This is a genomic window from Caballeronia sp. Lep1P3 (assembly GCF_022879595.1).
GTDB lineage: Bacteria > Pseudomonadota > Gammaproteobacteria > Burkholderiales > Burkholderiaceae > Caballeronia.
This window is the reverse complement of record NZ_CP084266.1, coordinates 566,877-583,273: the sequence shown is the minus strand read 5'-3', so window position 1 is coordinate 583,273 and position 16,397 is coordinate 566,877. Positions and strand designations below refer to the sequence as shown.

Genomic DNA, 16,397 nt, shown 5'->3' with positions numbered 1-16,397 from the left:
GGCAAATAGCCCGAAGACGTGAGAGATGCGAAAACGCCGTCTGACGCACGGCGAAAAAATAAGGCCGGCGGTGGACGCCGGCCCGTACATGAAACACGACGAGCGATGAAGTCGAACCAGACGCGGCACGTCGACTTCATAACGACAGCAGCCTGCGCGCCTCCTGCGCGCTCGCGACAGGACGTCCAAATTCCTCGCACAGCGAAGCCACACGGCCCACGAGCTGCGCATTGCTCGTCGCGAGCGTGTCCTTGTCCCAGCGCACATTGTCTTCGAGACCGGTGCGGCAGTGCCCGCCCAATTCGAGACACCAGCGATTCACTTCGAGCTGATGCCGACCGATGCCCGCGGCCACCCACGTCGCATCCGGCAGATGTTTCCTCAACTGCTCGACTTCGAATTCCAGTATCTCGCGACGCGCCGGCAACGCGTTCTTCACGCCCAGCACGAACTGAACGTGCACGGGACGCTTGAGCAGCCCCTGATTCACGAGATCGACGGTGCTGTAGAGCATCGCCAGGTCGAAGACTTCGATTTCCGGCTTCACGTCGTGATCGAGCATGAGCTGCGCGAGCGAGCGCACGAAGTCCGGCGGATTCTCGTACACGATGGTCGGAAAATTCACCGATCCCGTCGCGAGCGACGCCATATCAGGCTTCAGATCGAGCATCGCGCCGCGCTGCTCGAACGACCGTCCGCGCCCGCCCGTCGAGAACTGGATGATGATGTCCGGACAATGCTTGCGGATTCCCTCCTGAAGCTCCTCGAAGCGATGCCGGTCCGAACTGGACCGTTCGTCTTCGTCGCGCACATGGAGATGGACGAGCGTCGCGCCGGCCTCGTAGGACGCGTGCGTGCTCTCGATCTGCTCCGAGATCGTGATCGGCACCGCCGGATTGTCCTTCTTGCGCGGCACGGAGCCGGTGATGGCGACGGAAATGATGCAGGGTTCGGTGGATTGGGCTTGCGTCACGCTCGTCTCCTATTCGGGTTCGCCCCGATGCTCGATGCAGAAAAGGTCTAACGCCGCTCTGCCGCCTGCGCGAGCAGCTTGCCGGCCTGTTCGTCCGTCATCGCGGGCACGATGTCGAGCGTGAAGAGGTCGGCCCATTCGTGCGCCCATAGCGCCATCGGCTCGATGTCGCTCGCTTCGCAGACGGCGAAGCCGCGTATCGACCCGATGCCATGCCAGCGTCCCGTCAAGCGGACGCCTTCGGGCGGCGCACCGCCGCTTTGCAGGAAGCGTTCGGCTGCCCGGTTTCGAACCTCGGGCAGCGCGGTCCAACTGACGATGAACAACATGGCTCGCCCCTCCTTCCGAAAGTCGCCACGCGATCCGGCATGCGCCGGAGGTGGTTCATCCAGTATAGAAGCCGGGGATGCCGCCATTGCAAGCTCCCCGCAAAGCGCGGTCCCGGTTTGCGCGCGACGCCGGTGGGCGTGCGCTGCCGACGAAATGCACTATGCTCGATTCAGCGCGATCAGTGCATCACGACGACCGGTGCGGCCAGCACCGGCTGCGCATACGTGATGCGCACGGCAGGCGGCGCCGCGTAGACACGCACCGGCGCCGGAACGACGACGACCGGCGCGCGTGGCGGCGGAGGCGGCGGCACCGGTGCGGCGACGGGCACCATGACCACGGTCCGCGCGGCCGCGAAGGCGTAAGGCGGCGCGTAGTAGACGGGACGCGGCGGCGGCGCATAGACCACGGCGGGCGCGGCGTAGGAGACCTGAACGGTCGTTCCCGCCGACGCAGTCTGCGCGCAGGTCAGGGCGATGGCGGCGATGGCGGAAGCACTGAGCAGATGGATCTTCATCGTATGTCCTCACTGGGTTCGATCGAGCGCCGACGATTCGGCGGCCAGCGCAACGATAGCGAGACACGGCCCTGAGGCGTTAGCGCAAACCTGTGTCGCCGGATGTCGCAAGGCCGTTCGCGAACCGGCCATGAAATACGCCGACATGTTTCGTAGCACGCGGGAAATTGTCTTCGGCGCGCGGCCCACTAGAATCAGTCCGCCGAAAGACTGCGCCGCGCCATTGCGCCGCCTATCAAAGAAGGAAGAACGTCATGCAAAAGATCGCCGCCCTGCTCGCCTCGCTTGTCCTTTCCGCCGCGCTCGTTTCCGGCACGGCGAACGCGCAGACCGCCACGCAGCCGATGGGCGCAAGCCCGCGCGTCGAACAGGGCATGCAGAAGCTGCAGACGCGCTTCGCGCATGCCAACACCACGCACGACGGCAAGCTCACGCGCGATCAGGCGGTAACGGGCCTGCCGGTGGTCGCGAAGCATTTCGACGAGATCGACACGCTCGGCAACGGCTATGTGACGCTCTCGCAGATCGAAGCCTTCCTGCGCGGACACACGGCCCAACGCTGAAACGGAGCGCCGCATGGACGCTTTGCCGAAGATCATCGTGCTCGACGACGAAGCCGAGCTGCGCAACATGCTTCAGCGCTTCCTGAGCTCGCAGGGGTTTGCCGTGCGCGTCGTCGAGAATGGCAAGCGGCTCGACCGCTATCTTCAGCGGGAACCGTATGACGTGCTCGTGCTCGACTGGATGATGGAGCCGGAAGACGGTCTTTCGGTATGCCGCCGCCTGCGCGCCGAAGGCCACACGCTGCCGATCCTCATGCTCACCGCGAAGGGCGATCCGGTCGACAAGGTCGTCGGCCTCGAAACCGGCGCGGACGATTACCTCGCCAAGCCCTTTCTGCCGCAAGAACTCGTCGCGCGCGTGCGGGCGTTGCTGCGCCGACAGAAGATCGCCGCCGGCGACCCCACGCTCACGTCGCAAGTAATCCGCTTCGGCGACTTCCGGCTCGATCTCGGCAAGCAGCAGCTTTTTCGGGGCGGCGAGCCGTTCGAGATGCATTCGGCGCAGATGCAGTTGCTGAACGCGCTCGGCTCGTCGCCGAATCGCGCGGTGAGCCGCGACAACCTGATCGCGCGCACGCGTGGCCGCGATCATGACGCGCTCGATCGCAGCATCGACGTGCAGGTGTTGCGGCTGCGCCAGCTGATCGAGGACGATCCCGGCAAGCCGCGCTTCATCAAGACCGTGTGGGGCGTCGGCTATATGCTGCTCGCGGACATCGAGCCGTGAGCCTCGCGCCGCGCTCGCTCTTCGCTCGCAGCGTGCTGCTGCTCGTGGCGCTCGTCGCGCTCAGTCAGGTCTGCGCGCTCGCGGTGTTGCTGCACTTCATCCAGACGCCGCGCATCGAGCGGGCCGCCGCGACCTTCGCAAGCTATATCCGGACGCTCGACGCCGTCCTCGGCGCGACGCCGGACGATCGCGCCCGCGCCGTCACCGCGCACCTGGACGTGCGCGCGGCATTGCCCGCAGGCGCAAGCAGCGCATCGCCGCAATCGTGGCTGCGCTTTTATCGGACATATCAGCGCGATACGTTCACCGAGCGTCTTCGCCGCGATCTGCCTGACGACATGCCGGTGCGCTGGCAAGGCAGCGAAACGTCCGGCGACGGCCAGCAGCGCCTCTGGATTCGCGTGCATCTGTCGGGCGAGCCGCGCTGGATCGCGCTGCCGGTGCCGGAAGCCGCGCACGACGACGGCGTCGCCACGGCGCTGCTGCTCTCGCTCGGTCTCGGCGCGCTTGCCACCGCGACGGCCTATGCGATCCAGCGCCATCTCAACCGCCCGCTCGCGCGTCTCGCCGATGCCGCGCGCCGTCTCTCCGCGGGCGGCGAGCCGCGCGTGCTGCCGACCGACGGCCCGACCGAGATCGCGCAAGTCAGCGACGCGTTCAATCACATGACGGCTGCACTCGCCGAATCCGAGGCGACGCGCGCGCTGATGCTCGCCGGCATCTCGCACGACATTCGCACGCCGATGACCAAAATGCGGCTCGCGCTGGCGATGTCCGCCGTGCCATCGACGGACGCGGCGTTCGCGGCATCGGCCGAGGGCTATCTCGACCAGATCGACAGCATTCTTCAGCAGTTCATGGACTACGCGGGCAGCGGCGCGAAAGAGACGCCCGTCGTCGGCGATTTGAATGCGCTCGTCGCCAATCTCGCCGCGGATTTCGCGGGCCTCGGGCACGAGTTTGCGCTGTCGCTGGGCGACATCGAGCCGTTCGCGTTTCGTCCGATCAGCGTCATGCGCATGCTCATGAACGTGATGCAGAACGCGGTGCTGTATGGCGTGAGCGGCCTCGAAGCGCGCACATGGACCGATGCGGGCGCGAACGCCGCCTGCATCGTGATCGCGGATCGCGGGCCGGGGCTTCGCGGACAGGACCCGGAAGCGCTCAAGCAACCGTTCAGGCGCGGCGGCGAAGGCCAGCCCGAAGGCCACCCGAAAGGCACGGGACTCGGACTCGCGATCGTCGAGCGGATAGCGAAGCTGCACGGCGGCACCCTCGAACTGCGCGCGCGAGACGGCGGCGGCGCGGAAGCACGCATCGTCCTTCCGATGGTTCGCCGTCCGCTCGACTGACTTGCACGACTGACATGCACGTTTGGCCGCGCGTGAACCATACTGTCAGAGTAGAAGTCCTGGAGACGCGGCCATGCACCCCGCAAGCGATCCCGGCGTGCCAAGGCCGGATCTCGCGCTACACGTCCATTTCGCCGATACCGACGCCATCCCCTTCCCGACGCGCTCCATCGTCCGGGGCGACGCGCTCTATTGCGCGCACGAGCCGCTACGAAGCCTGTACACGGTGCAAAGCGGCTGCTTCAAGAGCGTGGCGGGCTATCCCTGCGCCGATGACGATAGCGCCCCGCACACGCAGATCACGGCGTTTCATCTGCTGGATGAAACGCTCGGGCTGGATGGCATCTGCACCGGACGTCACGAAAGCGATGCCGTCGCGCTCGAGGACAGCGTCGTGCGAATCATGCCGGTGGGCATTCTGGAGCCGCTGTGCCGCGAATATGCGCCGATGCAGCATGCGCTGCTCGCGATCATGAGCGCGGAAATCGTGCGCGCGGCGCGCCTTGCGCTGATCCTCGGCACCATGCCGGCCCGCGAGCGCGTCGCGGCGTTTCTGCTCGACTTGTCGAGCCGGCTCGAAGCGAGCGCCGCGCGCGCCGGCGAAAAAAGCGAGCTTACGCTGCCGATGACGCGCGCCGACATCGCCAGTTATCTCGGCCTCGAACTCGAAACGGTGAGCCGAACATTGTCGAAGCTGCAGCGCGAAGGCGCGATCGGATTGAACGGACGGCACTTGCGCATCGTGGACCGCGCGCGCCTCGCGCACGCATGACGATCGTTCGTTCTGCGAGGTTTCGGCTGCATCGCGCGTAATGCGTGCACGGTGCACCGCTCGCGACGAAAATTGCCCCAGCGCGGCGAGCGGCCCATTCAACACAATTTCCATTGGACGATGACGGTTGTCGCCAAAGCGTCAACGTAGAAGGACTAAGCTGGACTTTCGCGCGCGTGTTCACCGCTCGTCGGCACCGGATTTGCTTTGTCGATCGACCATCGCCGATGCGGTGCAACACGCGTTTTCACCGCTATCCGAGAACCCGGAACAAGCCACATAGTCGAACCATTTTCGCGTGTGGCGTTCGTCATGCGAGCCGAACGCCGGGCGTAATGTTCCTCAAAACCGTTGCAATGGAGGAGGATGTCATGCGTATCACCGTCAAGCTGGATGGATTCGAAGGCATGCAAGCCGCCGCCTACGCCATCCTGTGGCTCGACAAGGAATCGCGCCGCTGGTCCCGCGAGGGCCATCAGTCGATCGACGTGCCGGACTGGGGCGGGCTGCGCGCCGCGTCGAACGGAACGATGATCTACGATCCGCGCGCGCAGCAGCCCGTTTGCATGCTGGAACAACTGGATGTCGACGCGCCCGGCGGCCCGAGCGAAGGGCTTGCGGGCCGCGTCCTGTGGTACGCGGACGGCGCCGCGCAAAGCGTGGGCCGGTGGCATGTGCAGTGCATCGACCGCGCGCAGATCAAGGCCGAACACAGCGTGTTCGCGGGCGAGGAAGACAGCTGGCGCGTCTGAAGCGCCTCGAAGCGGGAATTCAGGCGCTGTCGCTCGGCATGGGAATCAGCAGCACCGCGAACGACGCGACCCCGAGCAGCGTCGCGAAGGCGCCCCAGTCGAGCACGGCGGCCTTGTCGAACACGAGGCCGTGCAGCGCCACGACGATGCCCGCGAGCGCAACGAACACGGCAACCGCCGCCGCGACGATTCGCGTTTCGCCCCTGATCATGATGTCCTCCTGCGGCGCATTGCACAGCGCCCTTCACTTTCATCGTCGTACCTCTCGCGCGCCGCGCCTTGACCTGCGTCAAATCGGCAGCGCCGCGTTCATTGCGGACTCTGGTGTTTTCCCTTGCCCCATTTCGGACACCAATATTGGTAGTATCAGGGGCCGGCTGCAGCGGTTGCGGCTGCGGCGAACGGCGCACACTGCCGCGCGAAGACGTGGTCATCGAACACACGCTCGCGCTTGGTCCGAATGAACCTGGGAGGCAAGATGAATCAATCAAAATTCAGCGATCCGTTCAGCCAGTTTGCCGCCATGTTCCAGCAGTATCAGCTACCCGGATTCGACGTCACCTCGATCATGGAATCGCGGCGCAAGGACGTCGAAGCGCTCGCCGCGACCAATCGCGTGGCGTTCGGCGGAATCGAGGCGTTGCGCGACAAGCAGCTCGAAATCCTGCGCCGCACGCTGGGCGAACTGGAAGGCATCGCGAGGCAGTTCGCATCGTCGCAGGCGACGCCGCCATTCAATGCGAACGAAGTCGTGCAGCGTGCGCTGCACAATGCGCTCGCCGACATGCAGGACATCGCGCGCACCACGCAGCAGACGCAGGCCGAAGCGTATGCGCTCGTCAGCAAGCGCATGGAAGAGGCGCTGCAGGAACTGAAGGCCGCCGTCGAGAGGCCGCAGGGCTAACGGGCGGCTCGCTCAACGTTTCGGCTGCGTCGTGATCTGAGACAGATCGACGGCGACGTGCTCGCGTCCATAACGGGCCGTGAGCGCGGCGAGCCGCTTGTCGAGCGCGCGCAGATACTGCGGCTTCGGTTCGCTGTCGGGGCGCGTAGCGTCGAAGAGCGGCGCGGGCGCGACGATCAGCGCGATCATCTCCGAGCCGAACGGCTTGCCGACCACCCAGTCGCCCATCGTGCCGATCGTTGCGGTGTAGCCCGGCGGCGCCTGATTGTCGCGGGAACGCTCGTTCGGCAGCAGATGCACCGCGCTGCCATCTAGCATGAAGTAATCGACGTTCACGTATGAATCGAACGCGGGTGTCATCAGTTCGACGATCAGCGGATCGCCTTCGGTGAGCCGCGTCTGGTTCGAACGCGTGTGCACGGACGCGGGCCGGCCCGACTGCCGGTTCGCGCTCCAGTATGGGCCGAGGACCTTGAGCAGATCGCACTTGTCATCGGCGACCTGCTGCACGCCGAAGTTCGTCGTCTTCACGCCCGGCACGCGGCCGAGCGCGCTTTTCAGGCGGGCCAGCCCGTACTTCTCCGACACGAAGCCCTGCACGTCCACGGTCTGATCGTGCACCGAGGCGACGAGCGCCGAACACGGCACGCTCGCGAGCACGGGCGTGACGGCGGCCATCGTGAGCGTCGGCGCGGGCGCGGCGGGAAGGGCGGGCGTGATCGCGGGCCTTTCCGGTGTGGGAGCGGGCGTCGGCGCGACCGCAACCGGTGCGCTTTCGCGATTCCCCGCCGTCCGATGCTTCGCGACGTAGTAAGCGCCGCCCGCCAGCGCCACCGCCGCGACGGCGACGGCGAGCGCGCCCAACCCGCCCTTCCGCGCACGCGCGTTCGTCGTTTTGGTTTTATCGGCGGCGGCCGGCCGCTCCTCGCTGATCTCGTCGAGAAGCTGCGCGACGCTCGGCGTTCTCGCTTCGCGTTCGAACGCGAGCGCGGCCCTGATCGCCTTCCATTGCTTGTTGCCGAGACCTTCGGGGCGCTGCGGCTTCATGCCGGCGCTCCTCGCCTGCGTCGCCGGAACGCGGTCGAACGGATGCTTGCCCGTCAATAGCTCATACGTGATGCAGCCGAGCGCGTAGATGTCGTCGCGCGGGTCCGGCTCGCGATGTTCGAGCATCTCCGGACTCGCGTAAGCGGGCGTCAGCGCGCCGAGACTGCCGGGATCGAAGACGGTGGCTTCGGTCTCTTCCTCGGGGCGCTGAATCACGCGCGCAATGCCGAAGTCGATGACTTTCACCTCCGACGCATCCGTCATGAACACGTTCGCCGGCTTGAAATCGCAATGCACGAAACCTCGTTCGTGCGCGTAGGCGAGCGCGGTCGCCATGCCCCTGAAGATCGGAAAGACTTCGCTGAACGGCATGCCCTTGAAGTTCGGCGTCCGAAGTATTCGGGAGAGCGGCTGTCCTGACAGATACTCCATCGTGAGATAGACGACGGCACCGTCGCGGTCGAAGTCGTACACGGTCACGATGTTGCGATGCGCGAGCTGCTGCGCCTTGCGCGCCTCGCGCTGCAGCGCGATCAGCGATTTCGGATTGCCGCGGAACTGCAGATTCAGGACCTTGATCGCCACATACGGACGCCGGTCCGACGCTTCGAGCTTGCGCAGGTCGAGCGCCTTGTACACGGTGCCCATTCCGCCGATGCCGAGACATTCCTCGAGCACGAAGCGATTGTTGAGCGTATCGCCCACGCCCTTCATCTGATCGACGTCCGTGAGCACTTGCGTCGCGTGGCCCGACGTAGGGCCGCTCGCATCGCCGCCCGCCCCGACGGTGCTGGCCGTGCTCGCGGTGCTTGCCTTGTTGGTCATGCGCGGCGGCAAGGGCGGCGGAAAGTCCGGTGCGGCATGCAGGCGCGTTTCATCGCGGCGCGGCTCGAACGCGGTGCCCGGCTCCGCATCGAAACGGGTGCGCGCCGTATGTTCGATACGGCGGCGAATGGCGGAATAGATATCGGGCGGGAACGGCTTTTCCGCGTTTGCCTCGTCGAGCATGTGCATGAGACGCGCGGGCGGCGTGCGTTCGGCGGCCAATGCGCCGTCCACCTTTGCAAAGAACGCGTCGCGCGACCCGCCTTCGCCCCGATATGCACGAAGCGCTTCCTGAAAGCTAGTCATCTCGGCGACTCGATGCGGCTTCAAATCGACGTAGGCAACGTGGATCGCGCCATGAACGTCGCTGGCCGGCGGTTCACTTGTCGTAACAAAATCCGGTGCTCGTTCGATACTAGCCTTCGTGTGCAGCTTAGGCAAATGGCGTTTTCGCCGATGCGCGGCATCGCGCACATGTCTTTCGGATACCGACACATCCGCGCCCGATGTTGGCCGCGACGCGGCATTGCGCGAGCGGCATCGCACGCCTTCATGCGTGCCGATTTCCATGCGATCGGCACGAAAAGCCCATGAATAAAGGCCTCTCGCGCAGTTTTCACGAAGTTCGACGCGATTGGCATGGCTCGTGCGTTTAACTGGCCCGAGCAGACAAGTTGCTCGATCCATCATCCGAACGCCCCTGCCATCCAAGGAGAACTGCCATGAAGACGCTGACCATCAAAGACCTGTCCCTCACCGAAGAACTCGATCGCCGCGCCATGTCCGCCGTGCGAGGCGGCATGAACACCTTCCTGCCGAGCTTCGATTTCTCGAAGACCTCGCTCTCGTTCAACACGCAGCAAATGGCGCAGCAGGAACAGAACACGTACAACCAGAACGGCATGAACGTGGCTTTCGCGGGCGACATCGACTCTTATGTCGACCCGAAGCAGACGGCGCGCAACACGAGCAACATCAACATCGGCGGCGGGCTCGGCCCGCTGCGCGCCTGATCCACCATTCGGCACGCGAGGAGCACCAACATGTCGTCCATCATCGTCCGGGACCTGTCCCACAGCAAGGAACTCGACCGCCGCGCGATGTCCGCCGTCTCCGGCGGCCAGAGCTACGGATACGGGCCGTATGCCAATGTCAACGTGAACGTCGGCATCGTGCAGAACATCGCGCAGTTGCAGAACGTGGAAGTGAACACGCTCGATAACGTCGGAAGCATCGGCGCGAATTTCGTGGCGCCGCATACCGATGTGAAACCCAAGCAGATCGGGCATCTGAACGCATCCGTGTTCTGACGCCTCGCAAGCAGCAAGCAGCAAGCAGTGCGGGCGGCGAAGGCTTCGGCCTTTCGCCGCTCATTGCGTTCGGCGGCTTGGCCTAAACTGGATGCGTCCCGCGCGGACGCGACCTCATCACGCAGGAGGAAACGATCATGGCTGTCATCAAGATCAGGGATTTGGCCGACAGCGTCGAACTGGACCGGCAAGCGATGGCGAGCGTCTCAGGCGGCGCACGCGATGCGGCGCGGCCGTGGTTTCGCGTTCGGCCGAAGGACGCGGCGCGCGTCGTCGATTACCCCGGCGTGCCGGTGAACGACGTGCCGGTGCAGCAGCCGGGGCCGTTCAAAAACAAGCTGGTCGCGAAATAAGCGAAATAAGCATCATTGAGAAACGGCGGCATCGCGCGAGTGCGATGCCGTGAGCGAGCGCGCCGTGCGCTTGACGAGCGCAAGACGCAGGCGCTCGCGCGCTTCGCCGTCCACATCGCCGAAATAGCGCGTCTTGCCCGCGATGACCGCGCCGGCCGGCACGCCGTCCAGATACAGCACGCGATTGCCCGCAAGCGCCGGCACCTTCTCGCCGGGCAACAACGTGCCGACGAGATTGAGCGGGTCCACCGCGCTCAGCGCAATGAGCGCGCCCTCTTTCGGCCGCCTGCGCATCTCGCGCAGAAGCGGCACCGCGTCGGGCAGCGCGAACTGTTCGCCCGCGAGTCCGGCGACGAAACGTCCGCCGCGAATCTCGCCGCGCGCCTCGAGCCGGTGATAGACGCGCAGCAGATCGCGCCACGGCGGAAGCCATTGCGCCTCGCGCTCCAGCAGCCGCCAGAACACGACGCCATACCGCCGCAGAAGTGTCGAGGCGACATGCTCGATGTCGCCGTCCTCGTTGCCCGGACTCGCGCGATGCAGCAGCGCCCAGCGCCCGGCATCGTCCATTCCGCCGATGAAAAGCCCGCCGCCCGGCCTGCGCGTTCGCCGCGACCATGCGTTGCGTTTGGCGGCGGGCGTAAGCAGCGCGCGCAAGCCGGCGAAGCTGTCCGCGTTCACGAGACCGAGCGCGACGAGTTCGCCGAGCGCGTCTTCGAGTTCCGTGCGCAGAAGGCGCGTGTCGGCGAGGAGTTCGTCGAAGAACATGGCGCCGTGCGTCGTCAGCGCTTCGTGGACGCGTCCCGCGCGCGACGAAAGTTCGGGCGTGCCGTCGGGCGGCATCAGCGCGTTCCAGGCGGCGAGGCGGCGGCGCGGCAGAAGCACGATCGGCGTGCCGCGCACCGGGCCGCCCGCCGCGCGCGATCTCCCTGCCGGCCGAGACCACACGATCTTTCCGGCGCGGCAGATTTCGTCGAGCCAGATGCCCGAATAATCGGCGATGCGCGCGGGCAGGATGTCGTCTTCCCACGCGACGGCGGGCGCTTCGAAGCCTTCGAGCTGCTCGAGCACCGCGAAAAGCGCGTCGCGGCCCTCGCCGCGCGTGTCGGGCGCAACGCGCTGCCAGTCCAGCAGAAAGCGCATGAAGTCCTGCCGCTCGACCGGCTCGATTTCGCGTTGCAGCCGCCGCACCGTGTAGCGATGAATCCGCGCGAGCAGATGGCGCTCGCACCATTGCTCGTCCGTGGCCGGCGTGCCGGGCGTGAACCGGCCGCGCATCACATAGCCCTGCGCTTCGAGCCGCGTCAGGGCAAGCGCCACCGCCGACGCCGGCAGCGCGAGCGGCCGCGCGATCTGCGCGACCGTCACCGGCCCGAAACCCGAAAGCCGCGCGCGCACGATCTCGAGGAGCGCGTCGTCCGCATCCCAGGCGTCGTCGAAACCGGGCGGCGGCGTGAGGCGCGGGTGCATCGGCGCGCCCGCGTAGACGGCGCGCACGCACGCGAGACGCTCGAGTGGAATCCACAGCGCGTCGGACCCGGCGACTTGCAGCCGCGTCGCGCGGCCCGCGTGCGCGAGCGCGTCGAGCCAGGCGGACCAGCCTTCGTTCGCGTCGGCCTCCGCATCGGCGATGCACGCGAGGCCCATGAGCGCCTCGTGCATTTCGTCGGCGCTCGTGACGGCAGGCCACGCTTCAGAGCGCACGCTCGCAATGGCGTCGGGATCGAGCGCGCCCATATCGTCCGCCGATTGCGGGTCGGACCAGCGGCGCGCGAGCACGGCCTGCGTGCGGCGTTCTTCGAGCGGGGCGTCGTCGAGGAAGGCATAAGGCCGCGCCGACAGAATCTCGGCGGCGAGCGGCGAAGGCGCCGGCAGATCGCGCGCGACGAGCCGCACCGCGCCTGTCTCGATGCGGCGCAGAAGCGCGAGCCACGCGGTGCTGTCCATCGCGTCGTGCAGGCAATCGTCGATCGTCTGCTCGACGAGCGGATGCGCCGGCACCTCGCGCTCCCCGACGACGTTTTCCGCGCACGCCACCTGATCGGGAAACACGGCGGCGAGCAAATCCTCGCTTCGCATGCGCTGCAACTGCGGCGCGACCTTGCGCCCGCCGGCGTAGCGCGGCAGCGCGAGCGCGTTGGTCGCGTTCCAGCGCCAGCGCACGCCGAAAAGCGGCGCGTCGAGCAGCGCCTGAATCAGCAGATGCTCGGCCGTCGCGGACTTCAGATAGCGCCAGACTTCGTCGAGCGCAAAGCTGTGACTGCCCGTGAGCGACAGCACGATCGCGTCTTCTGTCGCGGCCGCCTGAATCTCGAAGTTGAAGGTGCGGCAAAAACGCTTGCGCAGCGCGAGGAACCACGCGCGGTTCACGCGGCTGCCGAACGGCGCGTGAACGACGAGCTGCATGCCGCCCGCTTCGTCGAAGAAGCGCTCCATGACGAGCGTGTCCTGCGTCGGCAGCACGCCGAGCGCGGCGCGCGCGCGGGCGAGATAGTCGACGATCTGACGCGCGGAATCGATGCCGATGCCGGTTTCGTCGGCGAGGCGCGCGGCGGCGGTATCGACGGATTGCGCGAGATTCGGCCGCGCGCCGTCCGCGTCCGCTGCGAGCGATGCATCGATTCCCGCCCGCAGCCGCGAAATGGCGAACGACAGTTCCGCGCTGCGCCCCGGCGCTTCGCCGAGCCAGAACGGGATGTTCGGCGGCTGCCCGTTGGCGTTCTCCACGCGCACGCGCCCGCCTTCGACGCGCAAAATTCGGTACGACGTATTGCCGAGCTGGAAGATATCGCCGGCAAGACTTTCGACCGCGAAGTCCTCGTTGACGGTGCCGATCTGCAAGCCTTGCGGCTCCAGAAGCACGGCGAAATCCGCGTTGTCCGGAATCGCCCCGCCCGATGTCACCGCCGTGAGCCTGCCGCCGCGCCGCGCGCGCAGCGTGCCGCTGACCGCATCGCGATGCACGTAGGCCGCGCGCACGCCCTGCCTGCCCGTATAGCCTTCCGCGAGCGTGCGCAACACGGCGTCGTAGCGCGCGCGTTCGAGCGTCGCATACGGGAACGCGCGCCGGATGCGCTCGAAAAGCGCGTCTTCGCGCCATTCGCGGCACGCGACTTCGGCGGTGATCTGCTGCGCGAGCACGTCGAGCGGCGCGCGCGGAATCGTCAGGGCGTCGAGTTCGCCGCGCCGCACGCAGTCGATGAGCGCCGCGCATTCGATGAGATCGTCGCGCGAAGTCGGAAAGAGCCGTCCTTTCGGCATGCCGCCGACGTGATGCCCCGAGCGCCCCACGCGCTGCAAGAACGCGCCGATCGATCCGGGCGATCCGATCTGGCAGACGAGCTCGACATCGCCGATATCGATGCCCAGCTCCAGCGACGCCGTCGCAATCAGCACGCGCAGTTCGCCGCGCTTCAGCCGCTGCTCCGCGTCGAGCCGCTGCTCGCGCGCGAGACTGCCGTGATGCGCCGCGACCGATTCCTTGCCGAGCCGCTCGGTCAGATGCCGCGCCGCGCGCTCCGCCATGCGGCGCGTGTTCACGAAGACGAGCGTCGTGCGATGCAGCGACGACAGTTCCGCGAGACGGTCGTAGACGCGCTCCCACATGTCGTTCGACATGATCGCTTCGAGCGGCATCGGCGGAATTTCGAGCGCGAGGTCGCGCGCGCGGACATGGCCGACATCGACGATTTCGCACGGCCGCCCTTCGCCCACGAGAAAGTTCGCGACGAGCGCGATCGGCTTTTGCGTCGCCGACAGCCCGACGCGCACGGGACGCGCCGCGCTGCGTTCCTCGCATAGCGCGTCGAGCCGTTCGAGACTCAGGCTCAGGTGCGAGCCGCGCTTGCTGCCGGCCACCGCGTGAATTTCGTCGACGATGACCGTGCGTGTCGTGGACAGCATCGCGCGTCCCGAATCGGACGACAGCAGCACGTACAGCGATTCGGGCGTCGTCACGAGGATGTGCGGCGGACGCTTGCGCACGGCGTTGCGCTCCTGCTGCGTCGTGTCGCCGGTGCGAACGGCGGCGCGGATTTCCGGCGCGGCGGCGCCGCTCTCACGCAATGCGCGCGCGATTCCGGCGAGCGGCTCTTCCAGATTCACGCGGATGTCGTTCGACAGCGCCTTCAGCGGCGATACATAGACCACGCGCGTCTCGTCCGGCAGCGCGCCCCCGCCCGCGATGCCGTCGCGCACGAGTTCGTCGAGCGCGGCGAGGAACGCGGTGAGCGTCTTGCCCGATCCGGTGGGCGCGGCGACCAGTGTGGACCGGCGCGCATGGATGAGCGGCCACGCGCGCGACTGCGCGGCGGTGGGCGCGGGAAAGTGCGCGCGAAACCATCCGGCGACGGCGGGATGAAAGCCCGCGAGCGCGTCGGCGGGCGAGGAAGGATGCGGGGTCATCGAAACATTCTAGGGGCGGTTGGAAAACCGTGTTTTGTATGTTGCATGCAGATTTCGGATACGTCCCATGCGAAGTCGTCCTGCTTGCGGCGATGCTTGCCGGCTTGTCGCTTTGCCGCCGCGTAACCTTCATCTGCATATTGCATTCAATGATCGTCATCAGCCTCCTCTTCGACCACGCGCCGGGTGCGCTCGCCAATCACCGCCGCTATGCACGCACGCACGGTTACCGCCACGTCGAGATCGACATGCGGGAACTGTCGGGCAGCAACCCGAACGTGCAGTGGATGTACAAGTACGAAACGCTGCTGCACTGGCTAGACCGCCTTCAGCCCGGCGAGATGGCGATGATGCTGAGCGAGAACGTCGCGATTCTCGGTTCCTTGTCGCTGCCGCAATTGCTCGAAGACCGCGACTGGCTGCTGGCGTGCGTCGAATCGAATCGTCCTCAAACCGACATGCAAGTGTGGCGCAATACCGAAGACGTTCGTCGCAGGCTGCACGAAGTAGTCTCGCGCTGCCGCTTCGACGTGAAGCTGCCAGCCGAAGAAGCGCTGCTGCTGCGCGACTTCGAGATGCTCGCGTGGCCTCACCAAATCCGCGACACGTATGTCGTCGTGCCGGCTGCAGCGGCTCTCGAATCGGTGTGGACGACATGGCGCGCGTTCGCCGTGTGCATCCGCGACGAGAAGCATCATCGGCGCTTTCGCGCGGCCCTCTTCGCGCACGTCAACGAACGCACGGCGCGCAACCTGCCGCTCTCGCCGATCTCCAATGCGCCCGCTTTGGATACTTCGGCAAGGGTCGTCTATCACCCAGGCCACGCGATCGCCGTGGTGACGCTCTATACGCCGAATATCGCGTGTTATGGACGCTTGGCTGAAGCCAATTTCAGGCGTTATTGCGAACGCCACGGCTATACGCTTTACGTTCACCGCGAGATTCCCGCGCATCTGAACGACGGCAACATCGCGGGAAACTGGCTCAAGCCCGCGCTCTTGCGCGAATGCATGGCGAATCACGAATGGGTCTTCTGGATCGACGCCGATGTCCTCATCAACGACATGAATCGCAAGCTCGAATCGATCATGCATGCAGGCGACACCGTCTTTGCGCGCGACGTGGGCACGTGGGCGTTCAACTCCGGCATCATGGGATTCAGACGCACGCAGGCCAACTACGACGGGCTGAATCGCATCCTCGATGCATGCGCGCAACTCGACGACCGATCGAGCGTCTATGCGAACAAGGGCGACCAGTACTACTTCACGCGCGAATTCGGCGAGCGTGCGGAATACGACCCGACGCGCGTGGCGTCTCTCGTCGACTGGAACACTGCGTGGATCTATCGGCGGCCCGACAGCTTCACGGTGCATTACATCGGCATCTGGAACGAGCACAAGGCCTTGCTGATGGATTACGACCTCGCGCGGTCCGCACGCGAATAAACGCATTGCGTCTGCATTTTTGTCAAAAACGCGTCGCGTGATCCAAAGTATGATGGGCGCGACGTTCATATCCTTTCGCCTCTTCCAGTGACGCGCCCGAACGCGCGGCGCACGTTCACA

At 66.1% G+C, this 16,397-nt stretch carries 16 protein-coding genes; 10 read left to right on the top strand and 6 right to left on the bottom strand.

Annotation, left to right across the window (positions count from 1 at the left end; genetic code table 11):
• Positions 1-136: 136 nt before the first annotated feature.
• The 3 genes from LDZ27_RS17190 to LDZ27_RS17180 form a co-directional block, all read right to left on the bottom strand.
• On the bottom strand, positions 137-973 hold the full coding sequence (locus LDZ27_RS17190) for a 3-keto-5-aminohexanoate cleavage protein (RefSeq protein WP_244817181.1): 837 nt from the start codon (positions 971-973) through the stop codon (positions 137-139).
• 47 nt (positions 974-1,020) lie between these two features.
• Positions 1,021-1,302, bottom strand: a complete 282-nt coding sequence (locus LDZ27_RS17185; protein ID WP_244817180.1) for a DUF3303 domain-containing protein — start codon at positions 1,300-1,302, stop codon at positions 1,021-1,023.
• Between the two features lie 179 nt (positions 1,303-1,481).
• Positions 1,482-1,820, bottom strand: a complete 339-nt coding sequence (locus tag LDZ27_RS17180; RefSeq protein WP_244817179.1) for a hypothetical protein — start codon at positions 1,818-1,820, stop codon at positions 1,482-1,484.
• Between the two features lie 254 nt (positions 1,821-2,074).
• Here LDZ27_RS17180 and LDZ27_RS17175 point away from each other — a divergent pair, with 254 nt between their 5' ends.
• The 5 genes from LDZ27_RS17175 to LDZ27_RS17155 all read left to right on the top strand — a co-directional run bounded on the left by LDZ27_RS17175 (position 2,075) and on the right by LDZ27_RS17155 (position 5,986).
• The gene (locus LDZ27_RS17175) at positions 2,075-2,383 is read left to right on the top strand and encodes an EF-hand domain-containing protein (protein WP_244817178.1); all 309 of its coding nucleotides are present in this window, start codon (positions 2,075-2,077) and stop codon (positions 2,381-2,383) included.
• A 13-nt stretch (positions 2,384-2,396) separates the two neighbouring features.
• A complete protein-coding gene (locus LDZ27_RS17170) occupies positions 2,397-3,110 on the top strand; it encodes a response regulator (protein ID WP_244817177.1) in 714 nt (237 codons plus the stop codon).
• Positions 3,107-4,462 carry an ATP-binding protein gene (locus LDZ27_RS17165; RefSeq protein ID WP_244817176.1) on the top strand — a complete coding sequence of 452 codons (1,356 nt, stop codon included), beginning with the start codon at positions 3,107-3,109 and terminating at the stop codon, positions 4,460-4,462. Before LDZ27_RS17170 ends, LDZ27_RS17165 begins: the two co-directional genes overlap by 4 nt.
• Before the next feature lie 73 nt (positions 4,463-4,535).
• Entirely contained in the window at positions 4,536-5,234 is a 699-nt protein-coding gene (locus LDZ27_RS17160) for a helix-turn-helix domain-containing protein (RefSeq protein ID WP_244817175.1), read from the top strand.
• Between the two features lie 371 nt (positions 5,235-5,605).
• Positions 5,606-5,986, top strand: coding sequence for a DUF3564 family protein (locus tag LDZ27_RS17155; RefSeq protein ID WP_244817174.1), 381 nt, complete (start codon positions 5,606-5,608; stop codon positions 5,984-5,986).
• A 19-nt stretch (positions 5,987-6,005) separates the two neighbouring features.
• Here LDZ27_RS17155 and LDZ27_RS17150 read toward each other — a convergent pair whose 3' ends face one another.
• On the bottom strand, positions 6,006-6,197 hold the full coding sequence (locus LDZ27_RS17150) for a DUF2964 family protein (protein ID WP_244817173.1): 192 nt from the start codon (positions 6,195-6,197) through the stop codon (positions 6,006-6,008).
• A gap of 267 nt (positions 6,198-6,464) precedes the next feature.
• Here LDZ27_RS17150 and LDZ27_RS17145 point away from each other — a divergent pair, with 267 nt between their 5' ends.
• Positions 6,465-6,890, top strand: coding sequence for a phasin family protein (locus tag LDZ27_RS17145; protein WP_244817172.1), 426 nt, complete (start codon positions 6,465-6,467; stop codon positions 6,888-6,890).
• 12 nt (positions 6,891-6,902) lie between these two features.
• On the opposite strand, the gene LDZ27_RS17140 is transcribed toward LDZ27_RS17145, so the two are convergent.
• Positions 6,903-9,068 (bottom strand): serine/threonine-protein kinase, encoded by a 2,166-nt coding sequence (locus tag LDZ27_RS17140; protein WP_244817171.1) that lies wholly within the window; start codon positions 9,066-9,068, stop codon positions 6,903-6,905.
• A gap of 416 nt (positions 9,069-9,484) precedes the next feature.
• Here LDZ27_RS17140 and LDZ27_RS17135 point away from each other — a divergent pair, with 416 nt between their 5' ends.
• From LDZ27_RS17135 to LDZ27_RS17125, 3 genes are all read left to right on the top strand, one after another.
• A complete protein-coding gene (locus LDZ27_RS17135) occupies positions 9,485-9,775 on the top strand; it encodes a hypothetical protein (RefSeq protein ID WP_244817170.1) in 291 nt (96 codons plus the stop codon).
• 30 nt (positions 9,776-9,805) lie between these two features.
• Positions 9,806-10,072 (top strand): hypothetical protein, encoded by a 267-nt coding sequence (locus tag LDZ27_RS17130; RefSeq protein ID WP_244817169.1) that lies wholly within the window; start codon positions 9,806-9,808, stop codon positions 10,070-10,072.
• Positions 10,073-10,209: 137 nt separating this feature from the next.
• Positions 10,210-10,425 (top strand): hypothetical protein, encoded by a 216-nt coding sequence (locus LDZ27_RS17125; protein WP_244817168.1) that lies wholly within the window; start codon positions 10,210-10,212, stop codon positions 10,423-10,425.
• Between the two features lie 12 nt (positions 10,426-10,437).
• Here the strand turns inward: LDZ27_RS17125 and LDZ27_RS17120 are convergent, their stop codons facing one another.
• Positions 10,438-14,829, bottom strand: coding sequence for a DEAD/DEAH box helicase (locus tag LDZ27_RS17120; protein ID WP_244817167.1), 4,392 nt, complete (start codon positions 14,827-14,829; stop codon positions 10,438-10,440).
• 149 nt (positions 14,830-14,978) lie between these two features.
• Between LDZ27_RS17120 and LDZ27_RS17115 the strand changes: the two genes are divergently transcribed.
• A complete protein-coding gene (locus LDZ27_RS17115) occupies positions 14,979-16,277 on the top strand; it encodes a hypothetical protein (RefSeq protein WP_244817166.1) in 1,299 nt (432 codons plus the stop codon).
• Positions 16,278-16,397 lie beyond the last annotated feature (120 nt).

Coding starts and splice junctions, on each gene's coding strand:
- LDZ27_RS17155 (WP_244817174.1), top strand. CDS start 5,606: ATGCGTATCACCGTCAAGCTGGATGGATTCGAAGGCATGCAAGCCGCC.
- LDZ27_RS17160 (WP_244817175.1), top strand. CDS start 4,536: ATGCACCCCGCAAGCGATCCCGGCGTGCCAAGGCCGGATCTCGCGCTA.
- LDZ27_RS17170 (WP_244817177.1), top strand. CDS start 2,397: ATGGACGCTTTGCCGAAGATCATCGTGCTCGACGACGAAGCCGAGCTG.
- LDZ27_RS17185 (WP_244817180.1), bottom strand. CDS start 1,302: ATGTTGTTCATCGTCAGTTGGACCGCGCTGCCCGAGGTTCGAAACCGG.
- LDZ27_RS17135 (WP_244817170.1), top strand. CDS start 9,485: ATGAAGACGCTGACCATCAAAGACCTGTCCCTCACCGAAGAACTCGAT.
- LDZ27_RS17130 (WP_244817169.1), top strand. CDS start 9,806: ATGTCGTCCATCATCGTCCGGGACCTGTCCCACAGCAAGGAACTCGAC.
- LDZ27_RS17140 (WP_244817171.1), bottom strand. CDS start 9,068: ATGACTAGCTTTCAGGAAGCGCTTCGTGCATATCGGGGCGAAGGCGGG.
- LDZ27_RS17115 (WP_244817166.1), top strand. CDS start 14,979: ATGATCGTCATCAGCCTCCTCTTCGACCACGCGCCGGGTGCGCTCGCC.
- LDZ27_RS17180 (WP_244817179.1), bottom strand. CDS start 1,820: ATGAAGATCCATCTGCTCAGTGCTTCCGCCATCGCCGCCATCGCCCTG.
- LDZ27_RS17125 (WP_244817168.1), top strand. CDS start 10,210: ATGGCTGTCATCAAGATCAGGGATTTGGCCGACAGCGTCGAACTGGAC.
- LDZ27_RS17175 (WP_244817178.1), top strand. CDS start 2,075: ATGCAAAAGATCGCCGCCCTGCTCGCCTCGCTTGTCCTTTCCGCCGCG.
- LDZ27_RS17150 (WP_244817173.1), bottom strand. CDS start 6,197: ATGATCAGGGGCGAAACGCGAATCGTCGCGGCGGCGGTTGCCGTGTTC.
- LDZ27_RS17145 (WP_244817172.1), top strand. CDS start 6,465: ATGAATCAATCAAAATTCAGCGATCCGTTCAGCCAGTTTGCCGCCATG.
- LDZ27_RS17120 (WP_244817167.1), bottom strand. CDS start 14,829: ATGACCCCGCATCCTTCCTCGCCCGCCGACGCGCTCGCGGGCTTTCAT.